We start from the raw sequence: 15,558 nt of genomic DNA, 5'->3' as shown, positions 1-15,558 counted from the left end.
GCTTGCGTATCACAAATGGTTGTCCTTCTTACTTCCTGATTATTACTTGTTGTACCCAGTGCAAGTAGTCCTCGCTGGCCTGCACAGAGTTTAACACTACCCACTGTGGGATTTCATAAGGGTGTATGGCACTTACAACGTTATAAGCCTCATCGATCACCTGAGGCGTAGATTTAATGATCAACTGCACTTCTTCGTCGCTAACCACTTTACCTTCCCACCGATACAGTGAACGAATCCCAGGTACAATTTGCACACAGGCAGCCAGATGGCGTTCGAGCAATGCTTCGGCAATTTCATTAGCCGACGTTGTGGAATGGGTGGTGGTTAACACTATACACAGTGGATTCATCCTTGCCTCACTAGACCGATAAAACAACAAAAACTATTCATTTATTAACTGGCTGCACTGGTTACGGTGGTACCTAACTGAATCATTACGACACAGTATATAAAATCGATGACTTGGAATTATCCAAACGTACCCCATTTTAATTAAAATAACCTTAAGAGAACGCCATCGTTTTTCTTTTACTCGAAACGGGATAGCACTTTGCAAATTTTACTACTGCTTTTTATCTTAATGCCCATTGCTGAAATAGCACTACTGCTTCAGGTAGGCGATATGATTGGCGGGTGGAATACCGTTGGGCTCATTCTGGTTACCGCATTTGTGGGTGCCTACCTGGTGCGTCAGGAAGGCTTGTCTACGCTACAAAAAGCCCAGCAAAAACTGGCAAAAAACGAAGTGCCCGGCAAAGAGATGGTGGAAGGGATGATGCTGGTGATTGCCGGGGTGCTGCTTGTAACACCGGGGTTTATAACCGACATTATTGGATTTTTGTTTGTGTTGCCATTCAGCCGTCAGTTTATGGCAGGCAGGTTGGCAAAACACCTCACTGTGCGCGCGGTGCAGGGCGGTAATCAACAGTTTTACTATTCGAATACACAACAGCGCCAGGGTAATGACGGCGACCCTATTGAAGGAGAATATACCGACACTACCCGCACCGACGAATCCAAACGTCTGGACCGTTAATTTAGTTAGTTATTTGTAGCGGCATCAAGGCGTTTTAGTTTGTCTTCCATAAACGCCTCAAATTCCTGTTGAGTCTGAGGTTGCTCAGGGTGACCCTGCCAGGTAGCAAAGAAGCCGTACTGGTAAGTTGCTTGTGGTACAAATTTGAATAAATAATCGTGTGGGCCTTCAAACTGCTCCGCTATCTGATCATTTTTAACAAACAACGCCAAACCTAAATCCCACTCATCGCCCAACAGATTTTGCTTGCCGTAAGTTGCAATCATCGTCCAGTGTTCACCGTGCTTCTCAATGTAGTTTACATTGTCGTGACGCACTAAACCCGTAACCAGATTATCCAGGGGAACGGATGATGTTACTGTCACTAATGTTGAAGGATCGCCTGCGTTAATCTGATAGTGAGTAGTTACATCAGCACTAACACCTGCTACGTCCCAACCCTCATAACGCACTTCAAATTCGCTGGTGTCGCCGCCATCTTTCAGCAGTGACCAGTGTGTGTTGTTTACCTGCTTAAAGTGCTCAACATTATCAACCACCCAACGACCCAGTGCGCCAAGACCCACGGATTTACCTACTTTTAATGCATCGCCGCCCCAATCTGACAGTTCGTGGTAGCTGTCGTAGCCATCCTGACCTACCTTGCTCAGCACCATATCGCTGGTGGTTTTTACAAACACATCAATGCCATTGCGCCAATCAAGGTATAAGCGATAACCCACAAGATCGTTTTCCCAGCCTGGCCCTTCATAACGCAAATAGTAAGAGTGATCGGTAAGCTGTGCAGGTGAAGTGAAGGCAGTCACTGGTTCAAATGTAAAATTATCAGCAACATACTTCTGACCTTCCCAGGCACCGCCCTGACGAACAGACAGTTCGGCGTGTGTTCGTTGTACAGGCTCTGCAGAAGTAACTGAATTTTTTACGGTTTCTGGAGATTTATTACAGGCTGTTAAGCTAATGCTGGCAGCAATAATAGCGGCTAAAGTCGTGCGATTCATGACGGTCTCCGAGGGTTAAAATCAACATATTTTTTACCTATCATATTGACAAATGCCACCGGTGGCAATTATTTTAAATATTATTAACAATTGACCAGGTGTGGTATACCAATCTTCTTCTTTTAAACAGGTTGGGATATGCGCACCGTTATTGTCGCCACTCTTGTTCAATATATATACAGAGTGAGTGGCGCTAAAACACAGTAAAAGGGTTGTGATGCCGAATTTTAGTTTAGCGGGAAAGCGCGCATTGGTAACCGGTGCAAGCCGGGGAATTGGGCAGGCAATGGCCATTGCACTGGCGGAAGCGGGCGCAGATGTCATTTGTGCCAGTTCGGGAGCCGGTGGTTGCGACCACACAGTTGAGCAAATCAATAGTCTGGGGACAGTGAGAGCGGAACAGGTCTATGCTGATTTGTCAGACATGCAGGCGGTAGAGGCGATGGCCGAACAAGCCCTGGCGCTGTGGGGCGGGATCGATATTTTGGTAAATAATGGCGGCACAATATATCGCGAGCCTGCGGTAACCTTTCCGCTGGACGCCTGGCAACGGGTGTTAACCGTGAATCTGGATGCGGCGTTTCTGCTTAGCCAAAAAATCGGTAAAGCCATGATTGCTCAAGGCGGCGGTAAAATCATCAATACCGCGTCTATGCTCAGCTACAGCGGCGGCATTACCGTTCCTGCGTACACAGCAAGTAAACACGCTATTGCCGGGTTAACCAAAGCCCTGGCAAATGAGTGGGGCGCGTCAAATGTGCAGGTAAATGCCATTGCGCCCGGATACATTCGCACCGACAACACCCAAGCCCTTCAGGACGACGCTAAACGCAGTACCGAAATATGTGCCCGCATTCCCGCCGGTCGTTGGGGTGAAACAGAAGACCTTAAAGGGGCTGTGGTGTTTTTAGCCAGCCCAGCCAGTCAGTATGTCAATGGCCATGTGTTGGCAGTTGACGGTGGATTTTTAGCCCGATAGCCAGGTGGTATAACTCATGACTACAGAATACGAAACGCGATACGCCATCGGTCAGCGCGAAGCAAAGCAATACGATACCCAGGAACTGCGCAATGCCTTCCTGGCTGACAAACTTATGCAACCAGGCAAAGTGTATTGGATTTATAGCCACTACGAACGCTTTATGGTGGGCGGTGCTGTTCCATTGGAAAATGGGCTGGTACTGGAAACACTGGATGCTCTTAAATCAGCAAGCTTCACGGCCCGTCGGGAAGTGGGTGTGATAAACGTAGGCGGCCCCGGCAAGATTACTGTAAACGATGCCGAATATGCGCTGGAAAAAGGCGAGGCACTTTACATTGGAGCAGGCGAGTACGATGTTACGTTCTATTCCGACAGTGCTGAAAACCCCGCGCACTTTTACCTGAATTCTGCACCAGCACATGCAAGCTACCCGTGTAAAAAAGTGGGTAAAGACGATGCCAATGTGCTGCATATGGGGTCTGCTGAAACGGCCAACGAACGCGATATTCATCAGTTGATCATTAACAGCGTAGTGCAAACCTGTCAGTTACAAATGGGCCTTACCCGGCTGTATCCGGGCAGTGTATGGAACACCATGCCAGCGCACCAGCACGACCGCCGTAACGAAGTGTATTTCTATTTCGATATCGCAGAACAACAAGCGGTATGCCATTTTATGGGTGAGCCAAAGGAAACCCGCCACCTGTTCGTGCAAAACGAACAGGCTGTATTGTCACCCCCCTGGTCGATTCACTGCGGCTGCGGCACGGCAAGTTATGCGTTTATATGGGGTATGGCCGGGGAGAATCTCGACTATGACGATATGGACAAGTTTCCCGCCAGTGAGCTGCGCTAGGAGTTGGCAATGAGCTTGTTTAAAACCTTACCGTTTGCGTTGCTGACCTCGTTATTCCTGATTGCAGGATGCAGCGACAACGCAGTAACTGATAACAAAGTCGTGCTAAGACTGGGTCATACCCTGGACACTCAGCATTCGGTTCACAAAGCCATGGTGTTTTTTGGTGAGCGCCTTGCTGTACTGTCGAACGGCCAGATGGATGTAAAAATTTATCCCGGTAGCCAGTTGGGTACAGAGCGGGAAATGATTGAGCTGCTGCAAATTGGATCACTATCCATGACAAAGGTATCAGCAAGCCCGCTTGAAGGCTTTGCTCCGGCCATGAAAATTTTCAGCATCCCCTATATTTTCCGCGATAACGATCACTACTGGACTGTGCTAAACAGTGATATCGGTAAAAATTTGTTGAAGGGGATAGAGGATTTTAAACTGAAAGGTTTGGCGTACTACGATGCTGGTAGCCGCAGTTTTTACACCAATGACAAACCTATCCATTCACCGGCCGATTTAGCCGGCCTGAAAATTCGTGTGTTGAACAGCCCTACTGCAGTACAAACTGTACGTGAACTCGGTGCTGCCGCCACGCCGGTGGCATGGGGCGAACTGTATACGGCATTGCAGCAAGGTGTAGTAGATGGCGCTGAAAACAATCCGCCCAGCTATTACCTTTCACGTCACTACGAAATCGCGCGCTATTACTCCCTTGATGAACATACGTCAGTACCAGATGTGATGCTGATGTCGTTGCGCACCTGGGAAAATCTCAACCCGGAGCAACAACAATGGGTAGCTCAGGCCATGGCAGAGTCTGTGGTATTTCAACGCGAAGCCTGGCAGGCATCAACCAAGGAATCGCTTGAAATGGTGATTGCCGACGGCGTAGAGGTGATCTACCCCGACAAAGGCCCTTTTGTTGAAGCGGTTAAACCGTTTCACGACAGTCTGCGCGACACCGAAATTGGTGCGTTAATCGAACAAATTAAGGCTATGTAATATGCGCTCAATTATTGCATTTATCGACCGCACAGTAGCGGGTGCACTTATCCTGGCAATGTTAGGAATTCTGTTGGCGGTCGTGTGGCAGGTTATATCTCGCTACATTTTAAAGGATCCAGCGTCAGTAACCGAAGAACTGTCGCGCTTTTTCCTGATTTGGATTGGCTTGCTGGGAGCGGCATACGCCTATCGCCAGAAGGTGCACCTGGGCTTTAATCTGATTGTTGAAAAGCAACCAGCACAACGACGTAAAGTCATCCTCACCTTGGTTGAGCTATTAGTGTTTGGCTTTTGCGCAACAGCACTGCTGTATGGCGGTAACCAACTGGTTAGCTTGACTCTGCAACTTGAGCAGATTTCTGCAGCGCTGGAAGTAAAAATTGGGTATGTGTACACAGTACTGCCCATTACCGGTGCGCTGATCATGCTGTATTGCCTGATAAATATCCGCAATCTGTGGGTTGCCGACGATGTGGAGGCGCTGTAATGGACATGACCGCAATTGTACTGGTTGTTGCGTTTTTTGCTTTACTGGTATTAAACGTACCGATTTCTTTTAGCATTGGTATTGCAACGCTTATTGCCATGCTAATGAACATCGACTTTACGCCCGCCGTAACCACCATCGCTCAGCGAATGGCGGGGGGCCTCGACAGTTTTGCCTTGCTTGCCATTCCGTTTTTCGTGCTATCGGGCATGATCATGGGACGTGGTGGTATCGCTAAACGCCTGATCAACTGCGCGCTCGCGCTAATTGGCTCGTTACCGGGTGGGTTAGCACTGGTAAACGTGGTGTCGTGTATGTTGTTTGGTGCCATTTCTGGTTCTGCGGTTGCTACAACCTCGGCGATTGGCAGTTTTATGTTGCCAGAGATGAAAAAGCAGGGTTACGACGAAAACTTCAGTGCCGCCGTTACCGCGGCGGCGTCAACCACCGGTATGCTGATCCCACCCAGTAATATCCTGATTGTTTATGCTATTGCCAGTGGCGGGGTGTCGATTGCCGCGCTGTTTATGGCGGGTTATTTGCCAGGTATTATGGTTGGCCTGAGTTTAATGATAGTGTGTTATTTCCACGCTAAGCGAAAGGGCTATGCAACTACAGAGCGCTTGCCGTTAAATGTAGTGGTAAAGCAGGTTGCGGCAGCCTTGCCAAGTTTATTCCTGATTGTGCTGGTAATTGGCGGTATTGTAGGTGGTATTTTCACTGCCACTGAAGCTGGCGCCATTGCGGTAGTGTACTCCCTCGTGCTGGCGGTTGGTGTGTATCGGGAAGTGCAGGTTAAACAATTGCCCGATATTCTGCTTAAGTCTGCGGAAACCACGGCGATTGTTATGCTGCTGATCGGTGCGTCTACCGCCATGTCGTGGATGCTATCGTTTGAAAATATTCCGCAGAATATCAGCGCATTTTTGCTGGATATCAGCGACAACCCGATAATGATCCTGTTGCTGATCAATCTGCTATTGATTGTTGTGGGCGCATTTTTAGACATGACACCAGCAGTACTTATCTTTACCCCGATATTCCTGCCGGTAGCCATGCAACTGGGTATGTCACCGCTGCAATTCGGGATCATGATTGTACTTAACCTGTCGATCGGCTTGTGTTCGCCGCCTGTGGGTGCGGTATTGTTTATTACCTGTGCCATTGCGAAAACGCGTCTCGACAAAATTATTAAACCGTTATTGCCATTGTATGGCGCCATGTTTGTAGTGCTGATGCTGGTAACCTATGTGGCCTGGTTTAGCGAAGCGTTGCCTGCTGTATTTGGCTTATAGACAGGGCGTGTCAATAACGGTATAAACGCTTGTGGTCTGGCCTTGTGGCACTTTGGTGACACTCCGGGTAGACTCGCAGGCGCACAATAACAATAAAACGAGAATTGCCAGATGGAAAAGAAACCTACCATTAATGACGTTGCCAGACTGTCCGGTGTGTCCAAGCGAACGGTATCGCGAGTAATAAACGGTGCCACTAACGTTGGTGCGGCCACCCGTGAACGGATTCAGCAGGTTATTGATGAGCTGGGTTTTTCGCCCGACAAGCAGGCTCGTGGCTTGGCTGCCAGTCGCTCCTATTTAATCGGGTTGATTTACGATAACCCGGATGCCTTGTATATCGACCAGGTTCAGCGCGGTGTGTTGAGCGTGTGCTCCGAAAAGGGCTATGAACTGGTTGTGCACCCTTGCCACTATCGCAGCGACGACTTTATCAGCAACTGCGTTAATTTTGTGAGACGCTCCAATATCGATGGTGTCATTGTGCTGCCGCCGGCGTCAGAAGCGAATGAGCTTGCCAAGGCCTTGCAAAATCACGGTATAAACTATGTGCGTATGGCGTCGGTGAAAATTGACGAGCAAGAGAATATTGTGGTGTCGGATGACCGCGCTGCGCTTAGCGACATGGCGCGTTACCTGGTATCGCTGGGGCACAAAGACATTGCCATTATCAGTGGTCCAAAGCATTACTATTCAACCGTAGAACGTTTGGAAGGGCTTACTCATACTCTGGCTGAACTGGGCATGCCTGTGCCTCCTGAACGTATTATTGAAGGTAAAAACAGTTACGAAAGCGGCATAGAGTGCGCCAGAACGCTGTTAATTCAAACTCCTCGCCCGCAGGTAATTGTTGCCAACAACGATGAAATGGCTGCCGGAGTACTAAAAGTTGCCCATGAAATGGGGATTGATGTACCTGGTGAATTATCGGTAGCCGGATTCGACGACAACTTATTTGCTTCCAGGGTGATTCCGTCACTCACTACGGTACAACGTCCGGTTGTGGCGATGGCGGGTCTTGCAGCGAAAAAAATTGTTGCATTAATTGAAAATAAACCTACTGAAGACGTTGACGACTACATTGTAAAGCCGCATCTGATCATTCGGGAATCTACCCGCAAAGTCACAAAATAAAAAGATTTTGCTTGAAAGAGCATTTAATTGTGTCTTAAAATGCCACCGGTGGCACACATGTTAAAAATGTGCTATCTTAAAATCAGTAACCAAGCCTTGCACTAACGTGAGATATGATTCGCTATGACAACTCAGACTCAGTTGATTAAAGTTCATCCAAACGACAACGTCGCAGTTGCCACCATGCCGCTTTCGGCAGGCGAACACATTGATTCACTGGCGCTGACGTTGCTGGAAGATATTCCTGCTGGCCATAAAGTGGCGTTGCGGGCCATATCAGCAGGTCAGGCAGTGGTAAAATACGGCTTTACCATTGGTATTGCCCAAACCGACATTGCCCAGGGCCAGCATGTGCATAGTCACAATTTAAAAACTGCTTTAAGTGGCCAGGAATCGTATACCTATTCACCTAAGTCGGTACCTGCACCCATTACCCGTCCAAGTGTGGCGTCGTTTATGGGCTACCGCCGTGAGAACGGCAAAGTGGGTATTCGCAACGAAATTTGGATCATCAATACCGTAGGTTGTGTTAACCGCACCGCAGAGCGCATTGCTGCTGAATGCGAGCGCCGCTTTTTTGGTGAATGTGATGGCTTCCGTGCATTTACTCACCCATTTGGATGCTCGCAGTTAGGCGACGATCTGAACGACACTCAAACTATTCTGGCGTCACTGGCGTCACACCCTAATGCCGGTGCAGTGTTGATTGTGGGCCTCGGCTGTGAGAACAACCAACTGTCGTCTTTACTTGAAAAAGTAGACAGACCCGCCAACCGCATTCGTTACTTCAACTCACAGCAGGTAGGTAATGAAGTGGAGGAAGGTATTCGCCTGATCCACGAAATGCTGGGTGAAGTGGGTAAAGATAAACGCGAACCTATCCCTGCTACCGAACTGGTACTGGGGATGAAGTGCGGTGGTAGTGATGCGTTTAGTGGCATTACCGCTAATCCATTGGTTGGACGTATGACCGATCTGATGTGCACACAGGGTGGCTCGGTACTGTTAACCGAAACACCTGAAATGTTTGGTGCGGAACAGTTGCTAATGAATCGCGCTACCAGCGAACCGGTATTCAATGAAATAGTGCACCTGGTAAACGAATTCAAACAGTATTTTCTGGACAACAATCAACCGGTTTATGAGAACCCTTCTCCGGGTAATAAAGCCGGTGGATTAACCACACTGGAAGAAAAATCCCTGGGCGCCGTGCAAAAAGGCGGTCAGGCGGCGGTTAATGGCGTGCTTAAGTATGGTGAACCCATGAAGCAAAAAGGCCTTAGCCTGTTGCAAGCCCCTGGCAACGACGCAGTGAGTTCAACTGCGCTGGCCGCCAGTGGCGCGCACATAGTGCTTTTTACAACCGGGCGCGGTACACCGCTTGGTTTCCCTGTACCCACAATAAAAATCTCATCAAACAGTGAAATTGCTCAGAAGAAGCCACACTGGATTGATTTTAACGCAGGTCAGGTGTTGCAGGGCGTCAGTATTGACGACTGCGCAGCACAGTTGTACCAGCAGTGCCTGAACATTGCGTCGGGCCAGCAAACCTGTAACGAAAAGAATGGCAGTCACGAGATAGCAATCTGGAAACGTGGCGTAACCTTGTAAAAAAGAGATTGATATGAAACCAATATTATTACACGAAGACAGATTGTTTCCGGCGGACGAAAAGACACGCAACATTGCACGTTCGCTGTATCAGACTGTGAAAGATCTGCCTATTATCAGTCCGCATGGTCACACTGATCCACGTTGGTTTGCCTATGACGAGAACTTTGGTAATGCTACCGAATTGTTCATTCTGCCGGACCACTATGTGTTCAGAATGCTCTATAGCCAGGGCATTTCCTTGCAACAATTGGGCATTCGTCGCTGGGATGGCGGTGAGACCGAAAGCGATCCAAAGAAAATCTGGCAGATTTTTGCAGATCATTATCACCTGTTTGCAGGTACGCCATCCCGCATGTGGCTGGACACTGTATTTAAAAATGTATTTGGTTTGTCTGACATGTTGTGCAGCGCAAATGCCATGGACTACTACGAGTTCATCACGGCCGAACTGGCCAAGGCAGCATACAAACCTCGCGCGCTGATGGACCGTTTCAATATTGAACTGATTGCCACTACAGAAGGGGCGTTGGATTCACTGAAACATCACAATGTTCTGAAAGGCACAGGTTGGGATAAACGCGTGATTACAACCTTCCGCCCTGACGATATAGTTGACGCATCGCGTGAAGATTTTGTAGATAACATCAATAAACTGGGTGAAATCACCGGGTTGAATACCACAACCTGGACAGGTTATCTGGAAGCCATTCGCCAGCGCCGTGCCTTTTTCCGCGATCACGGCGCAACCGCAACGGATCACGGACATCCAACAGCACTGACAGCAGATTTGTCGTTGTCTGAGTGCGAGGCGTTATTCGACAAGTGCCTTACCGGTAAGTCTACTGCCGCTGAACAGGAACTGTTCCGTGGCCAGATGCTCACCGAACTTGCGGGTATGAGCATTGAAGATGGCATGGTAATGCAGATCCATCCGGGTGCATTCCGCAATCACAATGAAGAAGTATTTAAGAAATTCGGCCGCGATAAAGGTGCCGATATTCCAATGCAAACCGAATACGTTAATTCCCTTAAACCATTGCTCGACAAATACGGCAATGATCCGCGCCTGAAAATTATTCTGTTTACGCTGGATGAAACAGTGTATTCACGTGAGCTCGCGCCTCTGGCTGGTCATTACCCTTGTTTGAAGCTGGGCCCGGCATGGTGGTTCCACGACAGCCCTGAAGGGATGTTGCGCTACCGTCATCAGGTTACAGAAACCGCAGGATTGTTTAATACCGTAGGTTTTAACGACGATACCCGCGCGTTTCTGTCGATCCCGGCTCGTCATGACGTAGCCCGCCGTATTGACTGCCGTTTCCTGGCGTCGATGGTGGCAGAACACAGAATTAGCGAAGAAGAAGCAGGCGATCTGATCAAGAAATTGTCGTACGACTTCGCCAAAAACGCATACAACTTAGGAAACGCATAATGGCTATCCCGTTAACTGAGCAGTCGCTGGCCGGTTTACCGGCTGACATCAAGCAGTCTGGCTATGTTCGTGGCGAACGCAGCCGCGGCATCGTACACATCGGCCCTGGTGCATTTCACCGTGCCCATCAGGCTGTGTATACCGATATGGCCATGGCTTATGGCGGTAACTGGCGGATAACGGGAGTGTCAATGCGCAGCGCCACGCTTAAACAAAAGCTGGCCGAACAAGACAATTTATACTCACTGGTTGTACTCGATAACGAGCCCTATGTGCAGGTTATTGGTGCCTTCGATGAAATACTGGTGCTGGAAGAAGACCGCGATGCCATTCTGGCCGCGCTCACTGATGCTAATACGCATATCATTTCGTTAACCATTACCGAGAAAGGCTATTGCCTGACCAGTAGTGGCGAACTGGATACCTCGCACCCCGATATCATCAATGATCTGGTTAACCCCGACCAGCCGGTTTCGGCTGTCGGCCTGATTGTTTGTGCACTAAAAGAGCGCTTTGAACAAGGTGTGGCTGACATGACGGTAATTAGCTGCGACAACCTGGCCGACAACGGTAAAAAACTCGGTAAAGCGGTATATCAGTTTGCTCAGAAACTGGATCCGGCAATGGCGGATTGGATCAAGGCAAACATCTGTTTCCCGTGCACAATGGTAGACAGCATAACACCAGCTACTGATGAAGCGCTGATAGCGCTTGCGCAGGAAAAACTGGGGGTCAGTGATGCCTGGCCAATTCAGCGTGAAGCCTTTACACAATGGGTAGTAGAAGATAAGTTCAGTGGCCCGCGCCCTGCCTGGGACAAAGTCGGCGTGACCTTTACCGACGATGTTGCGGCGTTTGAAAATGCTAAGTTGCGCATTCTTAACGGTACACACTCAACTCTGGCCTACGTGGGTACACTGGCCGGCAAGGAAACCGTTTTTGAAGCTATCAGCGATGATACGCTGCACGGCTTTATTCGCAAATTGCTGGTGAGTGAAATCATGCCGTCGATCAATGCCGAAGGCGTGATGGACCTTGCCAGTTATGCAGATGATATCGTTCGCCGTTATCAGAATCGTCATATTCGTCATTTGCTATCGCAAATAGCCTGGGACGGCTCACAAAAGCTGCCTTTCCGCATTTTGAATACCGTGCGTGACAATTACAAAAAAGGCAATCCAGTGTCGCTGCTGTGTGTGCCTATTGCCGCCTGGATCCTGTTTATTGCCAAACGCCATAAAGACCAGGAAAAACTGGTGGATCCACTGGCAGATACACTGCTGGAACTGGCTCGGCATCATCAGGGCAGCGTAAAAGATCTGGCAAATGCCATTCTTAATCTTACCCAGGTGTTCGACGAATTAACGGTTAATAATAATTTTAAGCAAACCGTACTCAAACACGTAGAACAGCTGGCCGCGTTAAATAAAAACACTATTTCCGAGACTCTGGAGACCCTACTATGAGCGGATTTCGCGCGCTGATCCAAGGCACGCCATTATTACCTATTTTGCAGCCAGACAGCGTAGAGCAGGCTCTTAACATTGCCCGTGCTGTGCACAACAGTGGATTGCGCAGTATTGAGGTGGTAAGACGCACCCCGGCAGCGGCTGCCGCAGTGACTGCTATACGTGAACAATTCCCCGATATGCTGGTAGGCATGGGTACGGTTCTGAATGCCGAACAGGTGCAGGAAGCCAAAGACGCAGGAAGCCAGTTCATTATTACGCCAACGCTCAGCGAAAAACTGCTGGGCTATTTAGCGGATGCCAAATTACCTTTTCTGCCAGGTACTGCAACACCTTCAGATATTTTGCTGGCGGTAGAAGCGGGCTTAACGGAAGCAAAGTTCTTTCCGGCTACCCTATGCGGTGGCGTGGGTATGCTTAAAAACTTCGGCGCTATTTTTCCGCAAGTGAGTTTTTGCCCGACAGGCGGTATTGCCGACCATAACCTGCATGAATTTAGTGTTCTGCCAAATGTATTTGCAGTGGGCGGTTCGTGGATGATCCCTAAAGAGTGCGTTAAAGCAAGTAACTGGCAGGCTATTACCGATGCCTGTGTGGTAGCGCAAGGTCAGTTTATTGAGGATGCCGCGTGAAAAAAATCGTCATATTCGGTGAATGCATGGTGGAGTTGGTGTCGAAAGGCGGCAACGACATGGTTAAAAGTTTTGCGGGTGATACCTATAACACCGCAGTCTATTTAAAACGCTCTGCACCGAATGTGTCGGTGAGTTACCTGACGGCGATTGGTGAGGACTTCCTTAGCAACGAATTGTTGTTTGCCATGGGTGACGAACAAATTAATACTGACCAGGTGTATCGTTGCAGCAAACGCAACCTTGGCCTGTATATGGTGCGTACCGACAAGCAAGGTGAGAGAACCTTTGCCTACTGGCGTGATAATTCTGCCGCGACACAAACCCTGAATGTGATGTCGCAACCGCCATCGCACATTGATATGTTCTATTTTTCGGGGATTTCAGTTGCCATTCTGGATGACGTTCAGCGCGAAAAATTGTTTGATCTAATTGCAACACTGAAAGAGCAGGGCTGCGAAATTGTGTTTGACCCCAATTACCGTCCGCGCTTGTGGCCAGACCGTGAAATCGCCCAGGCCTGGATGGACAGGTGTTACTCTGTTGCCAATACGGCGTTTCCGGGCGGCGACGATCACCTGGCGTTGTATGGCCATACCAATCCCGATGATGTATTTGCGCACTTAGCACCCATGAACATTGACGAAACCGTGATGAAAAACGGCGCGATAGGTGTGCGTATTAAAAATGCCCAGGGCCAGTTTATTGTGCCGGTTGAAAAAGTTGCTCAGGTGGTTGATACCACCGCGGCTGGCGATGCGTTCAACGGGGGGTATCTGGCTGCGCGTATCAGCGGGAAGGGCGTAACAGAGTCGGCCAGCTATGGCGCGAAAGTGGCCAGTACCGTGATCCAGCACCCCGGTGCTATTATTCCGGCCAGTACGTTACGCGAAGCGGTAAACCGTCTTTAGTTACCCTTGATACGTATCAATTCTGCAAGTTTATTGTGCACGGAAATCGTGCACTGACTCCGTATTCCCTATACACTAATGCGTGGAGATACCGGTATTTCAAAGATGCTGGTTGCCGCTTTGTAGCGTTACGGGAGTATTGAGTGTGTGCAGCAGTTTAAGACCACACTATCAGCACAAAACCCTGTGTGGTTTTTGTGATTTGTATTTTTCTTCAGATGTTATTCTTAACAGAGTAATACATTTGTTTAGTGTGGCCGGTAAGTTATATTACTAGCTGATTCCGTCCCTGCACGCGTGCTGCGGCACACTGCGCTTTTGCTTATTTGGCTACTGCTTTGGCGGTTGTCGGTGGTAATGGAATACGCACCTCATGCCAGTATATGGTTCCCCCCTGTCGCCCTCACCTTTACCGCCATTGTGTTTTTGGGTTGGCGTGCCTGTATCACTATTAGTTTAGCCTGTGTGTTGTCTACCTTTTGGGAAGATTACATATTCGAAACGCATCGCAATGTGCAGACGCTGCTTACATCGGGTGTGTTATTTGCGGCATTGCATGTAGGCATTTACGGTGCTGGGGCAGCCTTGTTACGCACAACGCTGTCGAGCATTACGTCGTACAATCTTTACAGTGTGGTGATGCGTTTTTTAATTATTTGCGCTGCCACCACACTGCTGGTGTCTTTATTGGGTACGCTGGTGCTATACCAAGGGTTACAGTCGCCTACCCTTAAAGAAACGCTAATCGCCTGGTGGATAGGCGATATGTCGGGTATGTTAGTACTTACCCCTATCTTTATCGCGCTGTTGCAGCGCTGGTATCCTGCTCGCAATTTTCTGGCGGGTATTGCGTTCACGCCCATTGTGCATGCCAATGACTTTCCCTATAGCATTAAGCTGCTCCTGAGTATGCTGGGGCTCGTAGTGACCTCGTGCGCCGCCTACTACTTTAATTCCCCGGAGATCGCCTGCTTTGTGTTTTTTCTGGCGATGCCACAAATGTGGATTGTATATACAGAGTCGCCCTTATATGCAGCTATCAGCCTTGCCTTACTTGGCTTTGCCATGGCGGGCCTGGTTGCCCTACTGGGCATTGCAACCCAAGCGTACATTTTCCAGTTTGCTCTGTGTGTTATGGCCTGCAGTACCTATTTTTCCATGGCCGTACCAGCATTGATTTCAGATAACCGGGAATTGCATCAGCAAGCCCATTTCGACAGTCTTACTAAAGCGCTTACCCGCCATTCGTTTTTTAATACCGCTGAGCAATTGGCCAAACAAGCTGTGCGTTATCACGAGTCTTTGTCGCTCATTGTGTTTGATATCGATAAGTTTAAGCAGATAAATGATACTCATGGACATACGGTGGGCGATGCGGTGCTGAAATCGGTTGCCAGCGTTGCTCGTTCGGTATGTCGCGAGAGTGATTTATTCGGTCGATTTGGTGGTGATGAGTTTTTGATCCTGTTGCCCAATACCCCGTTAGAGGCGGGCGTAAAAGTAGCAGAACAAATACGCAATGCGGTTAGCCATGTATCAGCTCAATTTGAGGATATCGACGTATCCTGCTCCTTCGGTGTCGCGCCTGTGAAGGCGGTAGAAGGGCTTGATGAAGCGTTTGAACTGGCAGATCGGCAACTGTTGGCTGCCAAACGTGCCGGGCGCAATCAGGTGAAGTGTTCACCTTTTTAGCGCGGTGGGACAAGG

At 49.0% G+C, this 15,558-nt stretch carries 15 protein-coding genes; 13 read left to right on the top strand and 2 right to left on the bottom strand.

The features are described from left to right. Positions 1 to 28 precede the first annotated feature (28 nt). Positions 29 to 352, bottom strand: coding sequence for a divalent-cation tolerance protein CutA (cutA, locus tag ACLR2L_RS03310; RefSeq protein WP_140957779.1), 324 nt, complete (start codon positions 350 to 352; stop codon positions 29 to 31). Positions 353 to 553: 201 nt separating this feature from the next. Between cutA and ACLR2L_RS03305 the strand changes: the two genes are divergently transcribed. Beyond that, the gene (locus tag ACLR2L_RS03305) at positions 554 to 1,039 is read left to right on the top strand and encodes an FxsA family protein (protein ID WP_413365660.1); all 486 of its coding nucleotides are present in this window, start codon (positions 554 to 556) and stop codon (positions 1,037 to 1,039) included. A gap of 5 nt (positions 1,040 to 1,044) precedes the next feature. Here ACLR2L_RS03305 and ACLR2L_RS03300 read toward each other — a convergent pair whose 3' ends face one another. Beyond that, positions 1,045 to 2,040 carry a DUF4861 family protein gene (locus tag ACLR2L_RS03300; protein ID WP_413365658.1) on the bottom strand — a complete coding sequence of 332 codons (996 nt, stop codon included), beginning with the start codon at positions 2,038 to 2,040 and terminating at the stop codon, positions 1,045 to 1,047. A 217-nt stretch (positions 2,041 to 2,257) separates the two neighbouring features. On the opposite strand from ACLR2L_RS03300, the gene ACLR2L_RS03295 reads away from it, so the two are divergent. The 12 genes from ACLR2L_RS03295 to ACLR2L_RS03240 all read left to right on the top strand — a co-directional run bounded on the left by ACLR2L_RS03295 (position 2,258) and on the right by ACLR2L_RS03240 (position 15,543). Further along, entirely contained in the window at positions 2,258 to 3,019 is a 762-nt protein-coding gene (locus tag ACLR2L_RS03295) for a glucose 1-dehydrogenase (protein WP_140957776.1), read from the top strand. A gap of 16 nt (positions 3,020 to 3,035) precedes the next feature. Then, complete coding sequence (gene kduI, locus ACLR2L_RS03290; protein ID WP_140957775.1) at positions 3,036 to 3,878, top strand: 5-dehydro-4-deoxy-D-glucuronate isomerase; 843 nt, start codon at positions 3,036 to 3,038, stop codon at positions 3,876 to 3,878. Between the two features lie 9 nt (positions 3,879 to 3,887). Further along, positions 3,888 to 4,874: a TRAP transporter substrate-binding protein gene (locus ACLR2L_RS03285; RefSeq protein WP_413365655.1), complete on the top strand. Its 987-nt coding sequence runs from the start codon at positions 3,888 to 3,890 to the stop codon at positions 4,872 to 4,874. A 1-nt stretch (position 4,875) separates the two neighbouring features. Next, the gene (locus tag ACLR2L_RS03280; RefSeq protein ID WP_413365653.1) at positions 4,876 to 5,364 is read left to right on the top strand and encodes a TRAP transporter small permease; all 489 of its coding nucleotides are present in this window, start codon (positions 4,876 to 4,878) and stop codon (positions 5,362 to 5,364) included. Then, complete coding sequence (locus ACLR2L_RS03275) at positions 5,364 to 6,659, top strand: TRAP transporter large permease (RefSeq protein ID WP_413365651.1); 1,296 nt, start codon at positions 5,364 to 5,366, stop codon at positions 6,657 to 6,659. Before ACLR2L_RS03280 ends, ACLR2L_RS03275 begins: the two co-directional genes overlap by 1 nt. Positions 6,660 to 6,770: 111 nt before the next feature. Next, positions 6,771 to 7,793, top strand: coding sequence for a LacI family DNA-binding transcriptional regulator (locus tag ACLR2L_RS03270; RefSeq protein ID WP_413365649.1), 1,023 nt, complete (start codon positions 6,771 to 6,773; stop codon positions 7,791 to 7,793). 123 nt (positions 7,794 to 7,916) lie between these two features. Beyond that, positions 7,917 to 9,404 carry a UxaA family hydrolase gene (locus ACLR2L_RS03265; RefSeq protein WP_413365647.1) on the top strand — a complete coding sequence of 496 codons (1,488 nt, stop codon included), beginning with the start codon at positions 7,917 to 7,919 and terminating at the stop codon, positions 9,402 to 9,404. 13 nt (positions 9,405 to 9,417) lie between these two features. Further along, a complete protein-coding gene (uxaC, locus tag ACLR2L_RS03260) occupies positions 9,418 to 10,839 on the top strand; it encodes a glucuronate isomerase (RefSeq protein WP_413365645.1) in 1,422 nt (473 codons plus the stop codon). Further along, the gene (locus ACLR2L_RS03255; protein ID WP_140957768.1) at positions 10,839 to 12,305 is read left to right on the top strand and encodes a mannitol dehydrogenase family protein; all 1,467 of its coding nucleotides are present in this window, start codon (positions 10,839 to 10,841) and stop codon (positions 12,303 to 12,305) included. Before uxaC ends, ACLR2L_RS03255 begins: the two co-directional genes overlap by 1 nt. Further along, on the top strand, positions 12,302 to 12,940 hold the full coding sequence (gene eda, locus ACLR2L_RS03250) for a bifunctional 4-hydroxy-2-oxoglutarate aldolase/2-dehydro-3-deoxy-phosphogluconate aldolase (protein WP_140957767.1): 639 nt from the start codon (positions 12,302 to 12,304) through the stop codon (positions 12,938 to 12,940). The genes ACLR2L_RS03255 and eda overlap by 4 nt, the downstream gene beginning before the upstream one ends. Next, positions 12,937 to 13,851, top strand: a complete 915-nt coding sequence (locus tag ACLR2L_RS03245) for a sugar kinase (RefSeq protein ID WP_413365642.1) — start codon at positions 12,937 to 12,939, stop codon at positions 13,849 to 13,851. The genes eda and ACLR2L_RS03245 overlap by 4 nt, the downstream gene beginning before the upstream one ends. A gap of 318 nt (positions 13,852 to 14,169) precedes the next feature. Next, positions 14,170 to 15,543, top strand: a complete 1,374-nt coding sequence (locus ACLR2L_RS03240) for a diguanylate cyclase (protein ID WP_413365640.1) — start codon at positions 14,170 to 14,172, stop codon at positions 15,541 to 15,543. The last annotated feature ends 15 nt before the right edge of the window (positions 15,544 to 15,558 follow it).

It is taken from the genome of Alteromonas sp. AMM-1 (assembly GCF_047290655.1).
Taxonomy (GTDB): domain Bacteria; phylum Pseudomonadota; class Gammaproteobacteria; order Enterobacterales; family Alteromonadaceae; genus Alteromonas; species Alteromonas mangrovi.
Note: the sequence above shows the minus strand (reverse complement) of the source record. Positions and strands in the feature narration are given on the sequence as shown.

Coding starts and splice junctions, on each gene's coding strand:
- uxaC (WP_413365645.1), top strand. CDS start 9,418: ATGAAACCAATATTATTACACGAAGACAGATTGTTTCCGGCGGACGAA.
- ACLR2L_RS03295 (WP_140957776.1), top strand. CDS start 2,258: ATGCCGAATTTTAGTTTAGCGGGAAAGCGCGCATTGGTAACCGGTGCA.
- ACLR2L_RS03275 (WP_413365651.1), top strand. CDS start 5,364: ATGGACATGACCGCAATTGTACTGGTTGTTGCGTTTTTTGCTTTACTG.
- ACLR2L_RS03270 (WP_413365649.1), top strand. CDS start 6,771: ATGGAAAAGAAACCTACCATTAATGACGTTGCCAGACTGTCCGGTGTG.
- ACLR2L_RS03285 (WP_413365655.1), top strand. CDS start 3,888: ATGAGCTTGTTTAAAACCTTACCGTTTGCGTTGCTGACCTCGTTATTC.
- ACLR2L_RS03300 (WP_413365658.1), bottom strand. CDS start 2,040: ATGAATCGCACGACTTTAGCCGCTATTATTGCTGCCAGCATTAGCTTA.
- ACLR2L_RS03265 (WP_413365647.1), top strand. CDS start 7,917: ATGACAACTCAGACTCAGTTGATTAAAGTTCATCCAAACGACAACGTC.
- kduI (WP_140957775.1), top strand. CDS start 3,036: ATGACTACAGAATACGAAACGCGATACGCCATCGGTCAGCGCGAAGCA.
- ACLR2L_RS03280 (WP_413365653.1), top strand. CDS start 4,876: ATGCGCTCAATTATTGCATTTATCGACCGCACAGTAGCGGGTGCACTT.
- ACLR2L_RS03255 (WP_140957768.1), top strand. CDS start 10,839: ATGGCTATCCCGTTAACTGAGCAGTCGCTGGCCGGTTTACCGGCTGAC.
- eda (WP_140957767.1), top strand. CDS start 12,302: ATGAGCGGATTTCGCGCGCTGATCCAAGGCACGCCATTATTACCTATT.
- cutA (WP_140957779.1), bottom strand. CDS start 352: ATGAATCCACTGTGTATAGTGTTAACCACCACCCATTCCACAACGTCG.